24 protein-coding genes and 1 pseudogene are annotated in these 21,148 nt (G+C 72.4%); 13 read left to right on the forward strand and 12 right to left on the reverse strand.

Features of this window, described 5'->3' with window-relative positions; all coding sequences use genetic code 11:
* The first annotated feature begins 7 nt into the window (after positions 1-7).
* Both H5965_RS21490 and H5965_RS21495 read left to right on the forward strand, forming a co-directional pair.
* A complete protein-coding gene (locus H5965_RS21490) occupies positions 8-706 on the forward strand; it encodes an SDR family oxidoreductase (RefSeq protein WP_310971828.1) in 699 nt (232 codons plus the stop codon).
* 13 nt (positions 707-719) lie between these two features.
* Positions 720-1,520 carry an SDR family oxidoreductase gene (locus H5965_RS21495; protein ID WP_310971829.1) on the forward strand — a complete coding sequence of 267 codons (801 nt, stop codon included), beginning with the start codon at positions 720-722 and terminating at the stop codon, positions 1,518-1,520.
* Position 1,521: 1 nt separating this feature from the next.
* On the opposite strand, the gene H5965_RS21500 is transcribed toward H5965_RS21495, so the two are convergent.
* From H5965_RS21500 to H5965_RS21530, 7 genes are read right to left on the reverse strand one after another with little or no spacing between them, the layout of a single operon-like run.
* Positions 1,522-2,214: an ABC transporter ATP-binding protein gene (locus H5965_RS21500; RefSeq protein ID WP_310971830.1), complete on the reverse strand. Its 693-nt coding sequence runs from the start codon at positions 2,212-2,214 to the stop codon at positions 1,522-1,524.
* On the reverse strand, positions 2,211-3,914 hold the full coding sequence (locus H5965_RS21505; RefSeq protein WP_310971831.1) for an ABC transporter permease subunit: 1,704 nt from the start codon (positions 3,912-3,914) through the stop codon (positions 2,211-2,213). Before H5965_RS21505 ends, H5965_RS21500 begins: the two co-directional genes overlap by 4 nt.
* A complete protein-coding gene (locus H5965_RS21510) occupies positions 3,901-4,761 on the reverse strand; it encodes a branched-chain amino acid ABC transporter permease (protein ID WP_310971832.1) in 861 nt (286 codons plus the stop codon). The genes H5965_RS21505 and H5965_RS21510 overlap by 14 nt, the downstream gene beginning before the upstream one ends.
* Positions 4,762-4,771: 10 nt before the next feature.
* Entirely contained in the window at positions 4,772-5,944 is a 1,173-nt protein-coding gene (locus H5965_RS21515) for an ABC transporter substrate-binding protein (protein WP_310971833.1), read from the reverse strand.
* Positions 5,941-6,336 (reverse strand): nuclear transport factor 2 family protein, encoded by a 396-nt coding sequence (locus H5965_RS21520; RefSeq protein ID WP_310971834.1) that lies wholly within the window; start codon positions 6,334-6,336, stop codon positions 5,941-5,943. Before H5965_RS21520 ends, H5965_RS21515 begins: the two co-directional genes overlap by 4 nt.
* A gap of 11 nt (positions 6,337-6,347) precedes the next feature.
* Positions 6,348-7,115: a MoaF C-terminal domain-containing protein gene (locus H5965_RS21525; RefSeq protein WP_310971835.1), complete on the reverse strand. Its 768-nt coding sequence runs from the start codon at positions 7,113-7,115 to the stop codon at positions 6,348-6,350.
* 57 nt (positions 7,116-7,172) lie between these two features.
* Positions 7,173-8,117, reverse strand: a complete 945-nt coding sequence (locus H5965_RS21530; protein WP_310971836.1) for a helix-turn-helix domain-containing protein — start codon at positions 8,115-8,117, stop codon at positions 7,173-7,175.
* Between the two features lie 276 nt (positions 8,118-8,393).
* Between H5965_RS21530 and H5965_RS21535 the strand changes: the two genes are divergently transcribed.
* Entirely contained in the window at positions 8,394-8,831 is a 438-nt protein-coding gene (locus tag H5965_RS21535) for a hypothetical protein (protein ID WP_310971837.1), read from the forward strand.
* Positions 8,832-9,168: 337 nt separating this feature from the next.
* On the opposite strand, the gene surE is transcribed toward H5965_RS21535, so the two are convergent.
* Together surE and H5965_RS21545 are read right to left on the reverse strand one after the other, a co-directional pair.
* Complete coding sequence (surE, locus tag H5965_RS21540; RefSeq protein ID WP_310971838.1) at positions 9,169-9,909, reverse strand: 5'/3'-nucleotidase SurE; 741 nt, start codon at positions 9,907-9,909, stop codon at positions 9,169-9,171.
* Positions 9,906-10,454, reverse strand: coding sequence for a PfkB family carbohydrate kinase (locus H5965_RS21545; protein WP_310971839.1), 549 nt, complete (start codon positions 10,452-10,454; stop codon positions 9,906-9,908). Before H5965_RS21545 ends, surE begins: the two co-directional genes overlap by 4 nt.
* Here H5965_RS21545 and H5965_RS21550 point away from each other — a divergent pair.
* From H5965_RS21550 to H5965_RS21570, 5 genes and pseudogenes are all read left to right on the forward strand, one after another.
* A pseudogene (locus tag H5965_RS21550) lies at positions 10,453-10,842 on the forward strand (antitermination regulator); the annotation flags it as partial. The gene H5965_RS21545 and the pseudogene H5965_RS21550 overlap by 2 nt on opposite strands.
* A gap of 185 nt (positions 10,843-11,027) precedes the next feature.
* Entirely contained in the window at positions 11,028-11,150 is a 123-nt protein-coding gene (locus H5965_RS21555; protein WP_310971840.1) for an ANTAR domain-containing protein, read from the forward strand.
* Between the two features lie 121 nt (positions 11,151-11,271).
* Positions 11,272-11,859, forward strand: coding sequence for a TetR family transcriptional regulator (locus H5965_RS21560; RefSeq protein ID WP_310971841.1), 588 nt, complete (start codon positions 11,272-11,274; stop codon positions 11,857-11,859).
* A gap of 140 nt (positions 11,860-11,999) precedes the next feature.
* Positions 12,000-12,767: an SDR family NAD(P)-dependent oxidoreductase gene (locus H5965_RS21565; RefSeq protein WP_310971842.1), complete on the forward strand. Its 768-nt coding sequence runs from the start codon at positions 12,000-12,002 to the stop codon at positions 12,765-12,767.
* An 83-nt stretch (positions 12,768-12,850) separates the two neighbouring features.
* A complete protein-coding gene (locus H5965_RS21570; RefSeq protein WP_396136921.1) occupies positions 12,851-14,221 on the forward strand; it encodes an MFS transporter in 1,371 nt (456 codons plus the stop codon).
* Between the two features lie 7 nt (positions 14,222-14,228).
* Here H5965_RS21570 and H5965_RS21575 read toward each other — a convergent pair whose 3' ends face one another.
* From H5965_RS21575 to H5965_RS21585, 3 genes are read right to left on the reverse strand one after another with little or no spacing between them, the layout of a single operon-like run.
* Positions 14,229-16,448 carry a xanthine dehydrogenase family protein molybdopterin-binding subunit gene (locus H5965_RS21575; protein WP_310971844.1) on the reverse strand — a complete coding sequence of 740 codons (2,220 nt, stop codon included), beginning with the start codon at positions 16,446-16,448 and terminating at the stop codon, positions 14,229-14,231.
* On the reverse strand, positions 16,445-17,440 hold the full coding sequence (locus tag H5965_RS21580; RefSeq protein WP_310971845.1) for a xanthine dehydrogenase family protein subunit M: 996 nt from the start codon (positions 17,438-17,440) through the stop codon (positions 16,445-16,447). Before H5965_RS21580 ends, H5965_RS21575 begins: the two co-directional genes overlap by 4 nt.
* Complete coding sequence (locus tag H5965_RS21585; protein WP_310971846.1) at positions 17,437-17,922, reverse strand: 2Fe-2S iron-sulfur cluster-binding protein; 486 nt, start codon at positions 17,920-17,922, stop codon at positions 17,437-17,439. Before H5965_RS21585 ends, H5965_RS21580 begins: the two co-directional genes overlap by 4 nt.
* 102 nt (positions 17,923-18,024) lie before the next feature.
* Here H5965_RS21585 and H5965_RS21590 point away from each other — a divergent pair, with 102 nt between their 5' ends.
* The 5 genes from H5965_RS21590 (at position 18,025) to H5965_RS21610 (ending at position 21,147) form a co-directional block, all read left to right on the forward strand.
* Entirely contained in the window at positions 18,025-18,669 is a 645-nt protein-coding gene (locus H5965_RS21590; protein WP_310971847.1) for a TetR family transcriptional regulator, read from the forward strand.
* An 88-nt stretch (positions 18,670-18,757) separates the two neighbouring features.
* A complete protein-coding gene (locus H5965_RS21595) occupies positions 18,758-19,477 on the forward strand; it encodes a transglycosylase SLT domain-containing protein (RefSeq protein WP_310971848.1) in 720 nt (239 codons plus the stop codon).
* Position 19,478: 1 nt separating this feature from the next.
* Complete coding sequence (locus H5965_RS21600) at positions 19,479-20,486, forward strand: CHAP domain-containing protein (protein WP_310971849.1); 1,008 nt, start codon at positions 19,479-19,481, stop codon at positions 20,484-20,486.
* Complete coding sequence (locus H5965_RS21605) at positions 20,483-20,746, forward strand: YbaB/EbfC family DNA-binding protein (RefSeq protein ID WP_310971850.1); 264 nt, start codon at positions 20,483-20,485, stop codon at positions 20,744-20,746. Before H5965_RS21600 ends, H5965_RS21605 begins: the two co-directional genes overlap by 4 nt.
* On the forward strand, positions 20,743-21,147 hold the full coding sequence (locus H5965_RS21610) for a hypothetical protein (RefSeq protein WP_310971851.1): 405 nt from the start codon (positions 20,743-20,745) through the stop codon (positions 21,145-21,147). The genes H5965_RS21605 and H5965_RS21610 overlap by 4 nt, the downstream gene beginning before the upstream one ends.
* Position 21,148: the final 1 nt, after the last annotated feature.

Genomic DNA, 21,148 nt, shown 5'->3' on the forward strand with positions numbered 1-21,148 from the left:
TGGGCGCATGCGAACAGATCTCGCCGGGAAGGCGGTCCTGGTGACCGGCGGGGCGTCCGGCATCGGGCTGGCCTGCGCCCGGGCGTTCCGCGCCGAGGGTGCGCGCGTCGGCGTCGTCGACCGCGAGCCCGGCCCCGACATCGTCCAGGCGGACGTCACCGACGAACCCGCGCTGGCCGCCGCGGTCGACGCCGTGGCCCGTGGCTTCGGCGGCCTCGACGCCGTGGTCGGCTGCGCCGGGATCTCCGGCCCGGTCGGTACCCCGCTGTCCGCGACCACGGCCGCCGACGTCGCCCGGGTGCTCGCGGTGAACGTCACCGGGCAGTTCCTGCTGGTCAAGCACGCGCTGCCGTGGCTGGCCGACGGCGGCGCGGTGGTCCTGCTCGGCAGTGACTCGGCGTTCACGGCGGCGCCGGGCATGGTGCCCTACTGCGCGTCCAAGGGCGCGGTGGTCGCGATGACCCGCGCGCTGGCCGTCGAGGTGCCGGGCATCCGGGTCAACTGCGTCTGCCCGTCGGTGGTGGACACCCCGATGGCGCGCGCCGACCTCGGCGCCGTCCTGGACGACCCGGCGTTCCCGGTGCAGGCGGCCGAAGACGTCGCCCGGCAGGTGCTGTTCCTCGCGTCCCCGGCTTCGCGGCCGGTCAACGGCCAGGCCCTGCTGGCCGACTTCGGGATGTCGGCGCGTTCCGCGTTCCCCGCATGAGAAAGGATCCACAGTGGACTCATCAGGCAAGGTCGTCGCGATCACCGGCGGTGGCACCGGCATCGGCGCGGCGGTGGCCCGCCGGTACGCGGGCGAAGGCGCGCGCGTGGTCGTGCTGGGACGGCGTCGCGAGCCCCTCGAAAAGGTGGCCGCGGAAACCGGCGCGCACGTCGTCACCGGCGACGCGAGCGTGCGGGCGGACGCCGAAGCCGCGGTCGCCGAGATCGTCGGCCAATACGGGCGGCTGGACGTCGTGGTGGCCAACGCCGGCGGCCACGGCCTGTCGTCGGTGGTCGACACCGGCGACGACGAGTGGGAGCTGGCTCTGCGCTCGAACCTCTCCAGCGCGTTCGTGTTCTGCCGGGCCGCGCTGCCGTCGCTGGTCGAGACGGGCGGGCAGGTGGTCGTGGTGTCGTCGCTGGCCGGGCTGTTCGCCGGGCCGAACGTCGCCGGCTACACGGTGGCGAAGCACGCGCTCATCGGCCTGACCCGCTCGATCGCCCGCGACTTCGGGCCGCGCGGGGTGCGGGCGAACGCGGTGTGCCCGGGCTGGGTCCGCACGCCGATGGCGGACGGCGAGATGGCCCAGTTCGCCGCGGCGGCGGGCTTCACCGGCGGCCACGACGAGGGCTACCGCCGCGTGACGGCCGAGGTCCCGCTGCGCCGCCCCGCCGAGCCCGAGGAGATCGCGGCGATCGTCCGGTTCCTGGGCTCGGCGGAGTCCTCGTACATCACCGGCGCGGTGCTCGTCGCCGACGGCGGCGCCCATGCCGTGGACCTGCCGACCTTGGCGTTCGAGCGCGCCGGGATGTGAGTCAGGACCCGAGGTAGGCGGAGTGCAGGGTGGCGGGGGAGTCGAGGAGGGTCTGCGCGTCACCGGTGTGGGTGACGCGGCCCGACGAGACCACCACCGCCTCCTGCGCGACGCCGAGGGCCAGGTGGGTGAACTGCTCCACCAGCAGGATCGCCGCGCCCTCGGCCGCGAACCGCGTCACGACCGGCAGCAGGCGGGTGAAGACCACCGGGGCCAGGCCCAGCGACATCTCGTCGATGAGCAGGTAGGCCGGGCGCGCGGCGAACGCCCGCGCCAGCACGACCATCTGCTGCTCGCCGCCGGACAGCAGGGCCGCGGGGGAGTCACGCCGCTTCTCCAGCTCGGGGAACAGCCCGAGGACCTCGTCGACGGCCGCGGGCGTGCGGGCGGTCAGGCGGAGGTTCTCCAGCACCGTCAGGCCGGGGAACACCGCGCGGCCCTGTTCGATGTGGGCCAGTCCGAGCCGGGCCCGCGCCACCCGGGAGTGCCGGGTCACGTCCACCCCGCCCAGGTGGACGCTGCCCGCCGACGGGGGCACCACGCCCGACACCGCCTCCAGCAGGCTCGTCTTCCCGGCGCCGTTGGGCCCGACCAGTGCGGTGATCCGGCCCGGTTCGAGGACCAGGTCGACGTCGCGGATGACCGGGCCGGCCCCGCGCTTCACCGTCAGCCCGTGGACTCGCAACGCGTTCACAGCAGCTCCGTTTCACCCATGTACGCCTTCAGCACGGCCGGATCGGCCAGGACGTCCGCCTGCGGCCCGCTCGCCAGCACCCGGCCGAAGTCGAGCACGGTGAGCGTGTCGCAGACCGACCGGACGAGGTCGAGGTCGTGCTCGATGAGCAGCACCGACACCCCGAACCGCGCGGGCACCTGCCGCAGCCGCCGCCCGAACGCCACGTGCTCCTCGTGCGGCAGGCCGGCCGCCGGCTCGTCGAGCAGCAGCACCCGCGGGCGGGCGAGCAGGTGCCCGACGACCTCGACGAGCCGCCGCGCACCCGCGTCGACCCGCGACAGCGGCGTCCGCGCCGCCGGGCAGCCGAAGAACGCCAGGGCGCCGTCGAGCTCGCGGCCGGTGAGCCGCCGCCGGGCGACGAACCGGACGTAGGCGCCGACGGTGAGGCCGGGCGGGACGCGGTCCTGCTGGAACGTCCGCCGCAGGCCGGCACGGGCCCGCCGGGCGGGCGAGCCGGTGAGCGGCCGGCCGCCGAGGGTGGCGGTGCCGGTGGCCCGGGGCAGGAAGCCGCTGATCGCGTCGACCAAAGTGGACTTCCCGGCGCCGTTCGGGCCGATCACCCCGAGGATCCCGTGTTCCGGCACCGTGATGTCCACCTCGGACAGTGCGGTGACGTGTCCGAAGGAGACGCTCAGCCCGCGGACTTCGAGCACCGGGTCGCCGGGTGGCAGCGGCTCGACGTCGGGGACGGGTTCGGTGAGCCCGACCCCGGCGGTCCGGCCGGAGCGGCGGCGGTACCAGAGGGCCCGCACGGCGGTGCCGAGGTTGCCGCGGCCGGTGAGGGCCTGGACGCCGAGCACGCCGAAGACGACGAAGCCCCAGTCCTGCGGCACGCCCCAGCGTTTGAGCAGCTCGGGCACGGCGACCCAGAGCAGCGCGCCGAACACGGCCATGTCGATCAGGTGCGCGCCGGACATGATGGCCAGGACGTACAGCGCGAGGGACTGGATGGCGGTGAAACTGGCCGGGAAGGCCAGGCCGACCTGCCCGGTGAGCAGGCCGCCGCTGATCCCGCCGAGGGCGGCGCTGACCGCGAAGGCGGTGAGCTTCGACGTCCGCACGCCCGCGCCGACCGCCGCGGTCCCACGCTCGGAGAAGGCGACGAGGTGCCAGCTGCTGCCCCACCGCCCGCGCCGCAGGAAGTGCACGACCAGCCCGCAGGCGACGAGCACCAGCACGGCGAACAGGAAGTAGGAGCGGTCGTCGGAGAACGCCTCGGGCCGCTCGACGGAGAGACCTTCGGTGGCGCCGGGGAACTGGATCTGCACGAGCGTGAGATCGGCGGCCGCGGCGAGCCCGAGGGTGACGACGGCGAGGGTGATGCCCCGCAGCCGCAGCGCGGGCAGCCCGACGAGCACTCCGGCCACGGCGGCGGCGAGGCCGCCGAGCAGCAGCCAGGTGCCGAACCCGCCGGGCACACCGGCCACGTTGCAGGCGGAGACGACGAAGGCTCCGACGGCGGCGAAGGTCAGCTGGCACAGCGAGATCATCCCGGCGGTCCCGGTGACGACCCCGAGCCCGAGCAACGCGATGGCCGCGACGACGGCACTGACCCCGAGGTAGACGAAGTACCCGGCGAGCCCGACGCTCAGTGCGTAGCCGACGGCGACCGCCGCCGCGGCGACGGCGAACGGCACGAGCTTCTCAGCGAGCCGCATCCCACACCTCCTTGCGCTGCGTCCACAGCAGCAGCGCCACGATCACCAGGAACGGGAGGAAGTACCGCAGCACCGACAGCCGGTCGCTCTGGGCGACCGCGCCCTGGGCCATGCCCAGCACCAGGCCGCCGAGCACCGCCAGGTCCAGCCGCCGGAAGCCGCCCAGCAGGGCCGCCGCCGCGGCCGGGACCACCAGCATCGCCAGCGAGGTCGGGTCGTTCGACTGCGACGGCGCCACGATCGACACCGCCAGGGTCGCGATCACCCCGGTCGCCGTCCACACCCCGACCGACAGCGGCCGGGCCGGGATGCCCAGCAGCTCCGCCGTCGTCGGGCGCTCCGACAGGGCCCTCAGGCGCACACCCAGCGCCGTCCGGGCCAGCACCGCCCGGCAGCCCAGGGCGACCAGGATCGCCAGCGCGACCGTGAGCACGGTGACCTGGCTGACCACCACACCACCGATCGTGAACGCCGGGCCGGCCAGCAGCGGGTGGAACGGCTGCGGCTTGTTCCCGAACAGGATGAACGCCAGGGAAATCAGCAGCAGGAGCACCGCGACCGTCGTCGCCGAACGCGTGCCGGTGTCGGCCTCGGCCAGCCAGGTGGAAACGATCCAGCCGAGTACCGCGCTCAACGCGCCGCCGAGCAGGATGCCCGCCAGGGTGGCCAGCCACGACGGGACGGCGAGGTGGACGGCGAGGAAGACGGCGACGTAGCAGCCGAACATCCCGGTCGCCGACTGGGCGAAGTTGACCACCCGCACCAGCCGCGACATCAGGGTCAGGCACACCGCGAGCACCGCGTAGAGCCCGCCGGCGGCCAGCCCGGCCAAAGCGCCCTGCAGCATGAACGTCCTCCTACTGCTTCGGGATCCGGAGCCAGTCCTGCGCGGCCAGTTCCCACTTCCCGGCGCCGGTGGCCAGCTTGATCGGCCAGCCCGCGGTGTTGTCGTGGTGTGCCTGCGCGGGCCCGAACACGTACGGCGTGCCGACCATCGGGTCGCTGATCGGCTTCATCTCGCGCAGCGCCTTCGACACCGCCTCGCGCGTGATGTCGCCCTTCATCCCGCGCAGCACGGCGAGGAAGTACTTGGCCGCCAGGTAGCCGCCCTGGCTGAACGACGTCAGCGGGATCCGGCTCTTCGCCATCAGCTCCCGCCAGTCCTTGTTGGCCGGGGCGGCGGCGTCGGTGAAGGGGTAGAACTCGGCCGGGACGTACACGCCGGCGCCCGCGTTCGAGATCGCCTTGGCGTAGTTCTCGCTGTAGACGCTGGTCAGCAGCAACCAGGTGACGTCGGTCCAGCCCTGCGCCTGCGCGGCCTTGAGCTGGCCGATCGAGTCCGGTTCCACCGGGTTGACGGTGATCGCCTTGCAGCCCGCCGCCCGCGCCTTGACGATGTAGGGCGTGTAGTCCGATCCGCCGTAGGGCACGGTCGAGTCGACGTACTTCAGCTTCTTGCCGGTGATCTTCGTCCACTCGTCGATGGCCGCCCGGTACGCCGGCAGCGTATTGCCGGCGATCTCCAGCAACGCGCAGATGTCGTCCTGCTTCAGCACTTCCGAGCCGTAGAGGAGGGTGAGCGTCATGTCGTGGAACGGGCCGACGTTGACCGGCGCGATGTTCGGGCTGGAGAAGCACGCCGGGTCGACGCCGATGCCCGGCATCGACAGGATCTTCTGCTGCTCGTAGTACTTCTCGTTGATCTCGCACTCGATCAGGCTCGACGACCCGACGAGCGCGACGGCCTGGTCGCCGCCGACCACCTCGCGGGCGGCCGCCGCGGCGGCCGCCGGGTCGCCCTTGTCGTCGATCGCCTTGTACTCGATCTTGCGGCCGTTGACCCCGCCGGCCGCGTTGGCCGCGTCGAACACGGCTTTTGCGGCCGCGGAGGCTTCCGGGAAGGTGGCCGCGCCGGACAGCGCGTTGACCGAACCGACCACGATCGGGCCGTTCGCGCCTGCTTCGGAACCGGCGCAGCCCGCGGCCGCCAGCAGGACGGCGATCGCGAGTACGGGCAAGGTTTTTCTCATTGCTGCTCCCGGAGGGCGGCCACGACGGGCGCGGAGTCGACGATCTGCTCGAAAGACACGACCTCGCCGCCCGCGAAGCGCCACAGGTGCGCGACACGGGCGGTGAAGGACCGGCCGGTCCGGCGGTGGGTGCCGGTGTAGGTGCCGACGCCGACCACCGCGTCCCCGGCGTCGAGCAGGTCGCCGAGGGTGAAGCGGTAGCCGTCCCAGTCCCGGCCGATGGCCTCGAACACGTGCTCGCGCACCTCGTCCGGGCCGGTGTACGTGCCGGCGTAGGGGAACCCGGCCGCCTCCGTCCACGTCGTCCCGGGGCCGAGCGGGGCGAGCATGCCGGGCAGGTCGCCGGCGTCGCTGGCGGCGTAGTGCGCGCGGATGACGTCCACATTGGACACGAGTGGCTCCTTCAGACGGGCTGGGCGTCGGGGTAGGCCACCGCGCCCAGGGGATAGATGTGCCCGCCGGCGCGGGAGTGCTCGGACCGCCCGTCGCCGGTCAGGCCGAGGAACACGCCGGTGGTGCGCAGGGCGTGGCCGAGGTCGTGCAGCCAGACGCTCGCCACGGCGATCCGGAACTCGCGGAAGCAGAACAGGTACAGCCCGTCGGCGAACTTCCACACCGTCGAGAGGTCCATGTCGCCGTGGCCGCGCTGCACGCCTTCCAGGCACTGCCAGGCGTAGCGCTGTGAAGAGACGTAGACGTGTTCGTACAGGTGGTCGGGGCTGTAGCGGTAGAGGTTCCGCTTGCCGATCAGGTCGCGAGACGGCCCGGGGACGGCCCCGGACGGTTCGCCGACGTCGGTGACACCCGCCCGGAAGGTCTGCGAAACGCGGGGAACGCCCTCGACGTCCTCGGCACCGATCACCGAGCGGACGGCGAGCGCGCGGTGGGTGGCCGTCGAGTAGACGACGGTCAGCGCTTCGCCGTCGACGCTGGTGAGCGGCAGGTTCACGAAGAAGACGTCGTCGCGCACGGCGACGGCGTCGTAGGGGTCCTCGACGCCGTTGCACACGACGTGCCCGGCGTCTTTGAAGGTCAGCGCGAGGGTTTCGCCGTCGTCGAGGGTGATCGTGACGTCCCGGCCGGTGAGGTCGGCGTTCGGCAGCCGGTAGGTGGCGATGCCGGCGGCGAACTCGTCGTAGGTGCGCCAGTCGTCGGAGGGGGCTTCGGGCATGGCCTCATCGTCGGGCGGCCCCGGGATCCGGGCGAGCGGTCACGCGCTGGCGGGCAACTACCGGACGCTGACGGTCAACTCCCGGCGCACCTCGCTCGGCGCCCGGCCGAACGCGCTCTTGAACACCCGGCTGAAGTGCGCGGCGTCGACGAACCCCCAGCGCGCGGCGATGGCCGCGACCGGGCGGCCGGCGTGCACCGGGTCCAGCAGGTCGCGGCGGCAGTGCTCCAGCCGCCGGGTGCGGATCCAGCCGGACACCGTGGTGCCCTGCTCCTGGAACAGCCCGTGCAGGTGGCGGGTCGAGATGAAGTGCTCGGCGGCGATCCGCGCCGGGGTGAGGTCGGTGGACTGCAGGTTCGCGTCGATGTGGGCGCGGATGCGGCGCATCAGCTCGTGGTGCGGGTCGGCGTTCGCGCGCGCGAGGTCGAGCTCGGTGGCGACCAGGGTGGACAGCAGATCGACGGCGCTGTGCGCCAGCCGCGCGCCCGCGGGGCCCGCCAGCTGCTCGAGGTTGCCACCGAGCTGGGCGAGGAACGGCACGACGACGTTGCCGACGCCCTCCTTGCCCGACATCCGGACGGCGGTCAGCCGCCCGACGAGCTCGGTGGGCAGGTCGATCAGCCGCTGCGGGAACATCACGACGAGGGTCCGGAAGTCCTCTTCGAACACCAGCGAGTACGGCCGGTGCGTGTCGTAGAGGGCGACGTCGCCGGGGCGCAGCACGGCCTGCCGGTCGTCCTGCACCAGCAGCCCGGTGCCGGCCAGGATCAGGCTCAGCTTGTAGTAGCGCCGCTCGCCGCGCGCAATCAGCTCCGGCGTCCGCTCGACGACGTGGGGCGAGGCGGTCACCTCGGAAACCTGCACGTCGTCGGCCGCTGATGAGCGGATCCGGCCGCGGAAGCCGTCACCGCCCGCGGTCACGTGCAGCGGCACGAAGGACTGGGAGACGGCGGCGCGGAATTCGGTGAAGTCGCGGGCGATGAGGGTCGTCGGGGCAGGCACGGGTCACCTCGCAGCGTCGGGAGGATGCAGCGTCGTATACGATAAGCGATACGATCACCGCCGACAACGCTCGCCGGTGTGCGCCCCGGGCACCCGTGCCCGGGGTGGACTCGGGTGCGACTGGTGCGGTCGTGGCGACTGTCCGTGTCGAGCGGCAGCGGTGTTCGTCGTGGCCGGAGGCCCGACAGCGTGCAGACTCAACCGCTTCGCGGGTTCGGGCGTGGACGTCGCTGAAGGCTCCGGACCGACCGGGGCCCCCGGGAAGGGATCCGGCTCATGACCCGACTTCTGCTGACCGGCGCGGTGGTCGCCGCCGCGCTGGTGACGGCGTCGACGCCCGCCACCGCGAGCCCGGCCGCCACCTGGCCGAACGACGAGTTCATCGTGTGTGTCCCGGTCGCGCCCTGTCCCGCCCAGTCCAACGGCGGCATTGTCTGGGGCAATCGCTCGGCGCTGGTGCAGGGGCAGATCAGGTCCTTGTCCACCTCCGGGACGACCGTGTACTTCGAGGCCTACGCCGGAAGCACCAAGGTCGACAGCGACACCCGCACTGCGCGCCCCGGCGCGGACGTGCCGTTCGACGTCTCGCTCAGCACAAACGTGGTCGGCGGCTTCGACCGGGTGAAGATCCAGATCTGCCTGCCGGGGCCAAGCCAGTGCAGCGAGCCGCTCCACGCACACCGCGACGCGGTTGCGGAGCAGCTGGTGGGCTGACGGCGCTCCGCACGATCCCGCCGCCGGCTGGTGGACGGGACCGTGCGGGCTCAGCCTCAGGAAAACGCCGCGCACCGCGACCGGCCAGCGGGACCGGGGCCGGCTCGGCCGCCTGGCCCACCCTCGCCGGCGTGAGCAAAGTCCATCGCCTTCGGCGCCGTGCCGTCCGCCGCAGGCGTTCAAGATCATCGACCCACGCGTGAAGAACCCCGGCTCCGCCGAAATGGGATCAGGTCTTCCGGGTGTTCGATCTGCTGATCTGAACGGCTGCGCGCAACACGCCCTGGCAACGGGCAGGCGGACAGGTGCGGCCCGCTGCGGCCCGCTGCGGCCGAGGTCAGAGGCGCAGGTCGGGGTCTTCGGTCACCGAGCGGAGGGCGGTCATCGTCGGATGCCCGTCGGCGAGCAGCCGGGCGTCGCTGTCCGGGGGCAGTTCACCTTCGACGACCACGGCGGCGAGGCGGATCGCGCCGTCGCCGCTGTCCTCGACGCGGCTGCGCACCGTTCCGAACTCGGCCAGCTCAGCCCGCTGTGGCGTCCCCACTTCGGCTCGGTCGGGGACGTTCAGGTTGAGCACCGTCCCGGCCGGCCATCGGGCGAGCCGGTCGAACAACGTCGCCGCGACCTCGACCGCGGTGTCCCAGTGCGGCCGCGTTCGTGGCTCCAGCCCGACGTCGAGCGACACCGCCAGCGCGCGGGCGCCGTTGATGGATGCGGTCAGCGCGGCTCCGACGGTCCCCGAATGCAGCACTGCGCGACCGACGTTCGCGCCGTGGTTGACGCCGGACAGCACGATGTCCGGCGGGTCGCCGAAGGCGCCCTGCGCCGCCGCCAGCACGATGAGCCCGGGGTGCGCGGCGACCGCGTGGGCGGGCACGCCCGGCAGGTCCGGCAGCTCCCGCCGCTCGACGGCGATCCGGCCGTCGTCCCCGGCGGCGGACAGGCCCGCGCTGGTGCCGCTGGCCTCCGTCGCCGGTGCGGCGACCACGACCGTCCAGCCGTGCGCCACCGCGCCGCGCGCGAGTGCCACCAGTCCCGGCGAGCCGATGCCGTCGTCGTTCGTGATCAGCGCCCTCATGCCGCGTCTTCCCAGTTCTTCAGGCGTACGGGGCCGGCCAGCTCGCGCACCGCTTCGCCGCTGCTCGACCCGAGGCTGTGCCGCGTCACGTTCGCCGCGCCGAGCTCCAGCGCCTGGCGCGGTGACAGGCCCTGGGCCAGGCCGACCGCCGGCCCGGCGGTCATCGAATCGCCTCCGCCACGCGGGTCCACCGGCGTCAATTCGGGTGATTCCACAAGCCACAGTTCGTCCTCGACGAGCGCAAGCGCGTCTTCGGCGGCCCGCGACACCACGACGACGCGAGCGCCGGACTCAGGCCGGTCGTGCACGTACGCGGCCCCCAGCGACTCGATCATCCGCGACTGCCACACCCTCTGCCCGCCCGCGTGCATATGGACATCCGGTACACCCTCGATCTCTTCCACCGTCACTGTCAACTGCGGAGACGGCGCGAACACCGCCTCGCTGCCGGTGGGGCCGGATCGGTCGACCGGTTCTCCGATCCGCGCGGCGATCCGCCGGTCCCGATACGCTTGTGTATAGGTCAATGCGGGAGGGATGGGCATGACTGACAATGGCTACGCGACCCCGGACCTGAGCGGTGCGCTCAGCGACATAGCGCGGACGCTGCAGGCCGAGCCGGACGTCGACTCCACCCTCGCCGCGATCGTCAAGGCCGCCGTCGACCACGTCGACGGCGCCGAATACGCCGGTATCTCCCTGATCGAGAAGGGCGGCGGGGTCCGCACCGTCACCCCGACCGACCGCGTCGTCGCGACCCTCGACGAGATCCAGCAACGCACCCGCCAGGGCCCCGGCCTGGACGCCATCGCCGACCACCAGGTGTACCGGACCGGCGACCTCACCCAAGAGGCCCGCTGGCCGGACTTCTCGCCCGAGGCCGCCCGCACCGGGATCCGCTCGTTGCTGTCCTACCGCCTGTTCGTCACCGACACCACCCTCGGCGCCCTGAACCTCTACGCCCGCGCCCGCAACGCCTTCAGCGACCGCACCGAAGCCGATGGCACGCTCTTCGCGCCACCCACGCCGCCATCGCCCTCGCCGGCGCGCAGACCGAAGCCCAGCTGTACACCGCGGTGGAAAGCCGCGATGTCATCGGCATGGCCAAAGGCATCCTCATGGAACGCCACGACCTCGGTCCGACCGACGCGTTCCGGATGCTCGTCGAGTCCTCCCAGCAAACCAACCTGAAACTCCACCAGGTCGCCGCCTGGCTCGTCGAGCGCCGTCGCCAGGCTTAAGCAGCGGACCCGGCGCTCGAGCTCACCGGCCGGAGTCGACGACGGTGTAGGCGCCGCGGACGACTTTCCGCGGGGCACACTATCTATGTCGTCACACATAACAAGCGGTAGGCTTCGACGTATGGCTCGACGTTCGGACACCAAGCAGCGCATGGTCGCGGCCGCCCGCCAGCTCATCCGCGAACACGGCTACCACTCCATGGCGCTGTCCGACGTGGTCGAGCGCAGTGCCTCGCCGCGTGGGTCGCTTTACTACCACTTCCCCCAGGGAAAAGTGCAGATGGTCGCCGAGGCGGCCGAGGTGCACACCCGCGAGCAGGTCGACCTGATCAACCAGCTCGCCAGGGAAGCCGTCACGGTCGAAGGTCTGGTCCGGGCCTACGTCGATTTGGCCCGCGAAGGCATGCTGGCCGGCGGTTATGGCCGTGGTTGTGCCATCGCCCCGCTGGTGCTCGAGGTCGGAGAAGCGTCCGAAGAATTGGGTGCCGCCGGCCGGCGGGCCTTCTTCCTCATGGTCGAGACGCTGACACTCCAGTGTGTCGTGCTCGGGGCGGACAACGCCGGCGCCCGCGAGCTGGCGCACGCGACCATCGCCGGTGTCCAGGGGGCGATGGTGACCTCGCGCGCGTTGCGCAGCACCGAGCCGTTCGACGCGATCCGAGACGCCCTCGCCGCCCGCGCCCGCAGTCTGGTCGCCGACCGCAGCTGACCTCCAGGTCGGATCCACCAGGTTCCGCCGGCGCGAAATTATGTCGGGCGACATAGATACATGTTAGCCTCCTGGGGACGGCATCGGCGCGCTCTCACCGCCTCTGCCGCAGATCACTCAGCGAACCGGGAGATTCCGACATGTCGTCCATCCTCATCACCGGCGCCTCGCAGGGGATCGGCCGTGCCGTGGCACTGGAGCTGGCGAGCCGTGGCCACCGTGTGGTCGGCACCGCGCGCAATCCGGACAGCCTGGCCGACCTGCCCGTCGCCGCGCGGCTCCCTCTCGACGTCACTGACGCGGCCGGTGTCGACGCCGCGATCAAGGCCGCGGGCGTGATCGACGTCGTGGTCAACAACGCCGGCGAGACCATGCGCGCCCCGCTGGAGACCGTCCCGGTAGCCGAAGTCGCCCGGCTGTTCGACCTCAACACGCTCGGCGCGCTGCGCGTCGTCCAGGCCGCTCTGCCCGGCATGCGCGAACGGGGCTCCGGCCACCTGGTGTTCATGTCCAGCATCCAGGGCCGGATGGTGCTGCCGGTCATCGGCGCGTACGGCATGAGCAAATGGGCGATGGAGGCCATGGCCGAGGCGCTGGCCATCGAGGCCGGCCACTTCGGCGTGAAGGTCAGCGTGATCCAGCCCGGCGTGGTGACCACCGACGGCGGCGCGAAGGCCAAGGTCTACCGCACCGACGACGACCCGTACGGTCCGCTGTTCGATCAGCTGGGCAGGATCCGGGGCGAGGTCGTGACACCGGAGGAGGTCGCCACGGTGGTGGCCGACACGATCGAGCAGGAGAACCCACCGCTGCGCGTCGCGGCCGGCCCGTCGGCGACCAAGGTCCTCGCCGCGCGCAAGAGTTCGCCGGAAGACGAGATCTTCTTCCCCTACGAAATCAACTGGTGACGGGGACCGGGGAGACCATCGTGGCTGTCGAAGATCACCGGTCATCGTCCGGCGCGCGAGCGCAGGCGGCTGAGGAACGACCGGTGCCGGAAGGCCCGACGTTGGCCCTCACCTGCCTCGCCACGGCGCTGGCCATGGTCATGTTCACCATGCCGATGAGCACCCTGGTCGAGCTGGCGAGCACGCTGGACGCGAACGTGACCGAGCGGACCTGGATACTCGCGGCGGCCAGCGTCGGGCTGGGCGCCGGGTTGCTGGTCAGCGGCGCGCTCGCGGACAGGGTGGGCCGCCGCACCGTGTTCACGACCGGCGCCGCCGTCCAAGCATTGTTCCTGTTCCTGGGTGCCTCGTGGCCGAGCCCGATCCTGTTCACCGTGGCGCGGGTCGGCCAGGGGCTGGGCGCGGCTGCCCTGATCGCGACCAGCCTGGGGTTGATCGCCCAGGTCACCGCGCAAGCCGGACATCGCCGCACCCGCGCCACCGGGATCTGGGGCGCGAGCCTGGGCTGCGGGATCCTGATCGGACCGTTGCTCACCGCCCTCCTCGGGCCCGCGACCGGCTGGCGCGTCCCGTATGTGGTCGTGGCGGTGCTCAGCCTGGCGCTGATCGCCTTCGCGCGGGTTCTGCCCGCGAACCCGCCGCACTCCTCGGCCTTCCACGGCCGGATCGACTACCTCGCCGCGGCCTGCTTGGTCCTGGGGCCGAGCCTGCTGCTGGCCGGGCTGACCCTCGGCCGGGGCGGCTGGACCCGGCCCGCCGTGCTGGTCCTGCTGGCCGCCGGCCTGCTCGTGCTGGCCGTGTTCGCGATCCACGAGAGGCGAACCGCGTCACCGCTGGTCGACATCCGGCTGTTCGCCAACCCGCGTTTCGTCATCGTCACCGTGGTCGCGTTCGCCACCGGACTCGGCATCATCGCGGTCACCTCCTACACCCCCATCTTCGTCGGCCAGGGCATGCACGGCTCCGCACTGGCCGGCGCCGTCCCGATTCTGGTGTGGTCCGGTGTCAGCGTCATCGTCGCCGTCCTCGCTCGGCACCTGCGCCGGTGGATCAGCGCGGACGCGCAATTGGCGATCGGCTTGGTCGTCACCGGCGCCGGTCTGGCCACCCTCGGGCCCTTGCACGATGGCGACACGGTGGTCCGGCTGCTTCCGGGCTTCGCCATCGCCGGACTCGGCACCGGACTGCTCAACGCCGCCCTGGGCGGGCAAGCGGTGGCCACTGTCCCGGCACACCACGCCGGCATGGGCAGCGGCACCAACAACACCGCGCGCTACCTCGGCTCCGGCCTCGGGGTCGCCATCGTCACCTCCACCGTCGACCCCACCTCCGCGGCCACGCTGCTGGAAACCTGGGAGGTGCCGATCCTCTTCGGCAGCGCGGTTTCCCTGCTGATCGGCATCGCCATCCCGATTTACCTCGTACGGCGGGCGGCAGCACCACCGGGCCACTGAGGGTGCGTCACAGCAGTTTGTCGAGGGTGATGGGGAGGTCGTAGATCCGCTTGCCGGTGGCGTGGTGGACCGCGTTCGCGATGGCGCCTGCGACGCCGGTGATGCCCACCTCGCCCACGCCGATCAGGCCGAGCGGCATCGTCGGGTCCGGGTCGTCGAGGTAGCCGACGCCGATCGGCGGGATGTCGGCGTGCACCGGGACGTGGTACTCGGCGAGGCTGGGGTTCATGATCCGGCCCGTGCGCGGGTCGACCAGGGTCTCCTCGGCCAACGCCATGCCGATGCCCATCACGATCCCGCCGCGCAGCTGGCTGGAGGCGGTCTTCGCGTTGATCACCCGGCCGACGTCGAACACCCCGACCCACCGCGACACCCGCACCTCGCCGGTGTCCGGATCGACGCGCACCTCGCAGAACTGGGCGCCGCAGGCGGCCTTCATCCAGCGCCGCTGGTCGCGCACGAACTTCGCCATGAACTTCAGCTGGCCGGCCTTCCGGCCGAACCGGGTGTCCGAGCCGACGGCCGCCTCGACCGACGGCACGCCGGCCTCGGCCAGGATCGCCGCCGGGCTCAGCCCGGCCGATCCCGAGCGTTTCGCCAGTGCGGCCAGCTCTCGCTTCAGCTTCTCGCACGCGGCCAGGAGGCTGTTGGCGATGCTCGCCGTCTGCATGGACCCCCCGGCCCCGGGGCTCACCGGCAGCGTGGAATCGCCGTACTCGACCCGGACCGCTTCGAACGGCACCCCGAGTGCGTCGGCGGCGATCTGCGCCTGCGCCGTCGCGCCGCCCATGCCCATTTCCTGGAAGCCGCACCGCACCAGGACGGTGCCGTCGACCGAAAGCCGGACCGTGACGCTCGCGGTGAACTGCCAGGACGGGTGGTACGCCGACGCGACGCCCATGCCGACCAGCCACCGCCCGTCGCGCATCGAGCCCGGTTCGGGTGTCCGGTCGGCCCAGCCGAACCGCTCGGCACCCTGGGCGTAGGCCTCGCGCAGCATCCGGTGCGCGAACTTCTTGCCGTCGATGGGGTTGACCGCCGGTTCGTTGCGCATGCGCAGCTCGATCGGGTCGACGCCGACCCGGTAGGCGAGCTCGTCGATCGACGCCTCCAGGGCGTAGGTGCCGATCGACTCGCCGGGCGCGCGCATCGAGGTGTTCGGGATCAGGTCCAGTTCGACCAGGTTCTGCCGCACCAGGATGTTCTCGGCGGCGTAGAGGTGCTTCGATTGCGACGTCACCTGCTCGGGTCCGCCGCCGACCCGCCCGGTGCGCGTCACACTGGTGTGGATGAGCGCGGTCAGCCTGCCGTCGGTGCCGGCGCCGAGCGCGACCCGCTGCGTGGACGGGGTGCGCCCGCCGACCGTGCGGTAGACGCCTTCCCGGGTGAGCATCAGCCGGACCGGCCGTCCGGTCGCGCGGGCGGCCAGCGCGGCGAGGATCGTGCCGGGCCAGACCATGCCTTTGCCGCCGAAGCCGCCGCCGACGAAGGGGGCGATCACCCGCACGTTCGCGGCCGGGACACCGAACCGCAGGGCCAGGTGCGTGCGGACCCAGTCGATGCTCTGCGTGCCGTCGTGGACGGTCAGCCGGTCGCCGTCCCAGGCCGCGGTGGTCGCGTGCGGCTCGATCGCGTTGTGGTGGTGCGTCGGCGTGGTGAACCGCAGGTCGAGCGACACCGGTGCCGCGGCGAGTGCGGCCTCGGCATCCCCCTTCTTCGCCGCGCCGGACATGATCAGGGTGCTCTTCTGGGGTTTGGCGTTCTTCTCCTCGGCAGCGAAGTCCACAGTGGACGGACGGGTTTCGTAGGTCACGGTGACCAGCCCGGCGGCTTCGCGAGCGGCGTCGAGGGTGTCGGCGACGACGACCGCCACCGGCTGGCCGTCCCAGTGCACCTCGTCGGTGTTGAGGTAGTCGACCGAGGTGCCGGAGGCCAGGGTACTGAGGTCGAGCGGGCTGACCTTCGGGGCCGGTTTCAGCGGGGGAGCGTTCAGGTGGGTGAGCACGGCGACGACGCCGGGGACGGCCGCCGCGGCCTCGGTCCCGATCGCGGTGATCCGGCCACGGCTGATCGTCGAGTGCACCAGCGCCGCGTGCGCCAGGTCGGGGAGGGGGTATTCGGCCGAAAAGCGGGCGGCGCCGGTGGTCTTGGCCGTGCCGTCGACCCGGTCGATCGGACGGCCGACGACCGGGCCGGCGGTCTCCGTCGCGGGCAGGGTGGTGGTCATGCCGCACTCCCGTCGGTGCGCAGGCGGCGCAGCGTCGCGACGATCGTGCGCTGCGCCAGCTCGATCTTGAAGGTGTTGTCCGGCCGGGCCGCCGCGGGCGCGAGTTCGGCCGCGGCCGCGCGGAGGAAGGACTCTTCGGTCGCCGGTGCGCCGAGGAGGATCCGCTCGGCCTCGTGGGCTCGCCACGGTTTCGCGGAGACGCCGCCCAGGGCCACCCGGACGTCGGTCACGACGCCGTCTTCGACCTCCATCGCCGCCGCGACGGAGACGAGCGCGAAGGCGTAGGACGCGCGGTCGCGCACCTTGCGGTAGCGGGAGTTCGCGGCCACCGGGAGGGCCGGCAGCTCGACGGCGGTGATCAGCTCGTCCGCGGCCAGCGCGGTCTCGACCTGCGGCGTGCTGCCCGGCAGGAGGTGCAGCTCGGTCAGCGGGAGCCGGCGGACACCGCGCGTGCTCTCCACCTCGACCACCGCGTCGAGCGCGGCCAGCGCGACGGCCATGTCGGAGGGGTGGGTGGCGATGCAGTGGTCGCTGACCCCGAGGACGCCGGCGTTGCGGGCGAAGCCGTCGATCGCGGCGCAGCCGCTGCCCGGTGCACGCTTGTTGCACGCGGCCGCGCCGTCGTAGAAGTACAGGCACCGGGTGCGCTGCAGGAGGTTGCCGCCCACGGTCGCCATGTTCCGCAGCTGCGCCGAAGCTCCGTTGAGGACGGCTTGGGCGAGCACCGGGTAGCGGGTCCGGACACTCGCGTGGGCCGCCAGCCTGCTGTTGCGCACGAGCGCGCCGATCCGCAGGCCGCCGCCGGGCAGGTCCTCGATCCCGGTCAGCGGCAACCGGGTGATGTCGACGACCACGTCGGGCTGCTCGATGTCCTCCCGCATCAGGTCGACCAGGTTCGTCCCGCCGCCGAGGAACTTCGCGTTCGGCTCGGTGGCGATCGTGCGGACCGCCGTCTCGACGTCGGGGGCGCTCAGGTAGGTGAACGACCTCATCGCGCGACCTCCTGGATGGCGTCGACGATCCCGTTGTAGGCGCCGCAGCGGCACAGGTTGCCGCTCATGCGCTCCCGGATCTCCGCGCCGGTCAGTTCGGCGGGACCGGCGAGGTGCTCGGTGACCGCGCTCGGCGCGCCCTGCGCGTGCTCGGCCAGCATCCCGATGGCCGAGCAGATCTGGCCGGAGGTGCAGTACCCGCACTGGAAGCCGTCGTTGCGGACGAAGGCTCGCTGCAGCGGGTCGTCGACGCCTTCGATGGTGGTGATTTCGCGGCCGGTGTACTGCACGGCGAGCGCGAGGCAGGAGTTGATCCGCTCGCCGTCGGCGAGCACCGTGCACGCACCGCAGGCGCCCTGGTCGCAGCCCTTCTTCGTGCCGGTCAGCCCCAGCCGCTCGCGCAGCGCGTCGAGCAGGCTGACCTGTGGTGGGAGATCGAGCAGCTCGTCGACCCCGTTGACCCGCAACCGCACCTCGACCACGTGGATCCCCTTCGCTCGTGCCGGTGCCGCCAAGTTAACAGAACGACGTTCTTCTAACAAGAGGACGTCGTTCTGTTAAGTGGACCGTATGATGGCTGAGAAATGTCTCAGTCGATGTTCATGCGGGCCAGGCGGCCGGAGCAGAAGGAGCAGCGGCGCGTGGCCATCCTCGCGGCGGCCCGTGAGCTGGCCCTGGAATCCGGCGTGCGCAACGTGACCCTGGGCAGCGTGGCCACGGCCGTGGGGCTCGCCAAGTCCAACGTCACCCGCTACTTCGGTACCCGCGAGGAGATCTACCTCGAGCTGGCGTCCGCGTGCTGGCGCGACTGGGTGGACGAGGCCGCCCGCCGGCTCGCGGCCGGGGAAGACGTCGTCGACGTGCTGGCCGAGACGCTCGCCGAACGGACGCTGTTCTGCGACCTGCTGGGCCACACCGCGACGTCGCTGGAGCACAACGTCTCGGTGCCGGCCGCCCGCGACTTCAAGCGAGGGGTGCTCGCCGCCGTCGCCGAACTCGGCGCGGCGGTCGCCCAGGCGAGCCCGGACCTGACCGAGGGCGAAGGGTTCGAGCTGGTCGCGGCGGCCAGCGGCTTGGCCGGGATGCTCTACCCGGCCGCGAACCCGCCGCCGACGCTGCTCGAGGTCTACGCCCAGAACCCGGAACTGGCCGTGGCGTGCCTGCCGCTCGCCCCGACGCTGAAGCGTGCCCTCGCCGCCTTGGCCGCCGGATTGCCGTCCTTGCGCTGAAGACCGGGTGAGCCGGGCGTGCACCGGGGTTGTCCCTGCGTGCAGCACGCCTACCGGGACCGTCCGCCGGGCGGGCAAGGTCGGACCCATGACGAAGCTGAGCGCCGAGCAGATCGCCCGGCACGCCTACGCGGCCGGGTTCCGCGGCCAGGGCCTGACCACCGCGGTCGCGGTCGCGCTGGCCGAGTCCGGCGGCCGGACGACCGCGCACAACGCCACCCCGCCGGACGACTCCTACGGCCTCTGGCAGATCAACATGCTGGGCGCGCTCGGTCCCGAACGGCGCCGGCAGTACCACCTGAAGTCCGACGACCAGCTCTTCGACCCGGACACCAACGCGCGGGTCGCGAACCGCATTTCGGGCGACGGCCACGACTTCACGCCCTGGTCGACGTACACGAACGGCGCGTACCGGCACCATCTGACGACCGCGCGCGAGGCCGCCCGGGACGTCACGAAGCACCACGGGAAAGCCGGCGGTGGCGCGCACCCGGGTGGCGGCCCGCTGCGGGTGGACGACGCGGTGCTGCACTCCTACGTCCACCGGACCCGGCACGTCGCCGACGCGCTGGGCACCGCGACCGGGCAGCTGCGCGACGTCCGCGAGATCGCCCGGGACAGCTTCGGGAAGATCGGCGAGGAGTCGGGGTTCGCCGACGCACTGGCCGGGTTCGGCCTGGCGCTGCAACGCCAGGTCAAGGGCGTCGGCGCGCACGCCGACGGGCTCGCGTCGGCGGCCGGTAAAGCCGCGAAGTCCTACCGCGACCACGAGACGGCGACCGCCGCCGCGCTGACGGGAAAGGGCTGACATGGACACCGCCGCGCTCGCGCGGTCCTTCGCGCAGGACCTCATCGCGCACCGCAACAAGCTCGCCGGGAAGGCCGAAGACGCCGTCCGCGCCGAATACGCCCTGCACCAGGTGGCCGCGGTGCTGGACGCCCAGCACGACGCCTACCACAAGGAAAGCACGACGGTCCTCGGCCACTGGCAGGGCCACGGCGCCGATGGCTTCCGGCACAACAGCGCGAAGCTGACGAAAGAACTGAGGGTCACCGGCGCGGCCGGCGCGGCGGCGGAGAAGGTCGTCGCGCACGTGGCGTCCACAGTGGACAGCGGGCACACGGCCGTGCAGCGCCTGGTCGACGAGTACACCGCCCGGGCCAAGCAGGTGCTCGACGCCGGTGTCGCGGCCGGGACGCAGGCGGCGCTGATGCGGGCCGTCGGGCACGCCGCCGACCTGGCACCGCGGTACACCCGGCAATCGGCGTCGACCCTGCGGCACGTCGACGCGGAACTCGAGGCGGCGGCGAAGAAACTGCACGAGCTGCGCACGGACCTGAGCCACGACGGGGTCGTGGACAAGACGGCGAAGGCGACGCACCCGAGCAAGGCCTCCGGGCGGGGCAAGGACATCGTCGACGCCGCCCGGAAAGAGCTCGGCACGCGCGAGAACCCGCCGGGCAGCAACCGAAACCCGTACGGGCCGACCGCCGCGTGGTGCTCCTCGTTCGCGACGGCGATGTGGCGCAAGGCCGGGGTGAAGATCCCGGTCCTGCCCTTCAGCGGCGACGTCTACCACTGGGGCGAACGCAACGGGCACGCCTACGGCAAGCACGCGCTGCACGAAGCGAGGCCGGGGGACGTGCTGATCTTCGGCACCGGCCCGCAGAACACGTCGACGAGCACGCACATCGGCATCGTCGAGAAGGTCGAAGGGAACCAGGTCACGATGATCGAGGGCAACTCCGGGGACGCCGTCCGCCGGAACACGCACCCGCTCTCGGCGTCGACGTTCTACGGAGGGGTCCACCCGTGATCACCGGAAAAGCCGCCGACCGGACGGTCGCCGTGGAGGTCGCGCCCGGTGGGGCGCTGCAGGAGCTGACCCTGGAAGCCGCGGCGCTGCGGCTGGAGCCGGACGAGCTGGCGCGCCGGATCCTGCTGCTGACGGCGGCCGCCTCGGCGCGGGCCACGGCTTCCCTGTGGCACACCCACGACGGTGCCGGGGCCCTCGGCCTGCCCGAGCCGGGGGAAGCCGCGGAAGAGACCACTCCGGACAGCTGGCGGGCCCAGTGACCAGGACGGCGGTGGAGCTGGCCGATGAGGCCTTCGCGGCCCCGGAGCCGGGCTACGGGGCCTGGCTGGCCGCGATCCGCGCTTCGGCGGCGGACGACGGCGTGTCGGTGGTGGTCGACCTGCACGGGGGACTGGTCGACCTGCGGTTCGACCGGTGGGCCCTGAACAAGCCGCCGGGGGAGCTGGCCCGGCTGATCCGGTGGCTGGCCGCGGAGGCGGGCGCGGATGCCCTGCGGCAGGGTCGCGAGCTGCTCGGCGACCTAATGCCGGACGGCCCGGACGACACGGACGGCCCGAAGATCGCGGAGCGGCCGGCGAGCGTGACCGACGCCGGGCCGCGGATCCGGCCCCGGCAGGACCCCGAACCCGCCGGCTTCCTGCCCGCGACCTGGGCGACGTGAC

Origin of the sequence: Amycolatopsis sp. 505 (assembly GCF_031625235.1) — a bacterium.
Lineage (GTDB): Bacteria > Actinomycetota > Actinomycetes > Mycobacteriales > Pseudonocardiaceae > Amycolatopsis.

Coding starts and splice junctions, on each gene's coding strand:
- H5965_RS21565 (WP_310971842.1), top strand. CDS start 12,000: ATGTCGTCCATCCTCATCACCGGCGCCTCGCAGGGGATCGGCCGTGCC.
- H5965_RS21560 (WP_310971841.1), top strand. CDS start 11,272: ATGGCTCGACGTTCGGACACCAAGCAGCGCATGGTCGCGGCCGCCCGC.
- H5965_RS21575 (WP_310971844.1), bottom strand. CDS start 16,448: ATGACCACCACCCTGCCCGCGACGGAGACCGCCGGCCCGGTCGTCGGC.
- H5965_RS21535 (WP_310971837.1), top strand. CDS start 8,394: ATGACCCGACTTCTGCTGACCGGCGCGGTGGTCGCCGCCGCGCTGGTG.
- H5965_RS21555 (WP_310971840.1), top strand. CDS start 11,028: ATGGAACGCCACGACCTCGGTCCGACCGACGCGTTCCGGATGCTCGTC.
- H5965_RS21580 (WP_310971845.1), bottom strand. CDS start 17,440: ATGAGGTCGTTCACCTACCTGAGCGCCCCCGACGTCGAGACGGCGGTC.
- H5965_RS21490 (WP_310971828.1), top strand. CDS start 8: ATGCGAACAGATCTCGCCGGGAAGGCGGTCCTGGTGACCGGCGGGGCG.
- H5965_RS21595 (WP_310971848.1), top strand. CDS start 18,758: ATGACGAAGCTGAGCGCCGAGCAGATCGCCCGGCACGCCTACGCGGCC.
- H5965_RS21600 (WP_310971849.1), top strand. CDS start 19,479: ATGGACACCGCCGCGCTCGCGCGGTCCTTCGCGCAGGACCTCATCGCG.
- H5965_RS21525 (WP_310971835.1), bottom strand. CDS start 7,115: ATGCCCGAAGCCCCCTCCGACGACTGGCGCACCTACGACGAGTTCGCC.
- H5965_RS21515 (WP_310971833.1), bottom strand. CDS start 5,944: ATGAGAAAAACCTTGCCCGTACTCGCGATCGCCGTCCTGCTGGCGGCC.
- surE (WP_310971838.1), bottom strand. CDS start 9,909: ATGAGGGCGCTGATCACGAACGACGACGGCATCGGCTCGCCGGGACTG.
- H5965_RS21545 (WP_310971839.1), bottom strand. CDS start 10,454: ATGCCCATCCCTCCCGCATTGACCTATACACAAGCGTATCGGGACCGG.
- H5965_RS21510 (WP_310971832.1), bottom strand. CDS start 4,761: ATGCTGCAGGGCGCTTTGGCCGGGCTGGCCGCCGGCGGGCTCTACGCG.
- H5965_RS21590 (WP_310971847.1), top strand. CDS start 18,025: ATGTCTCAGTCGATGTTCATGCGGGCCAGGCGGCCGGAGCAGAAGGAG.
- H5965_RS21505 (WP_310971831.1), bottom strand. CDS start 3,914: ATGCGGCTCGCTGAGAAGCTCGTGCCGTTCGCCGTCGCCGCGGCGGCG.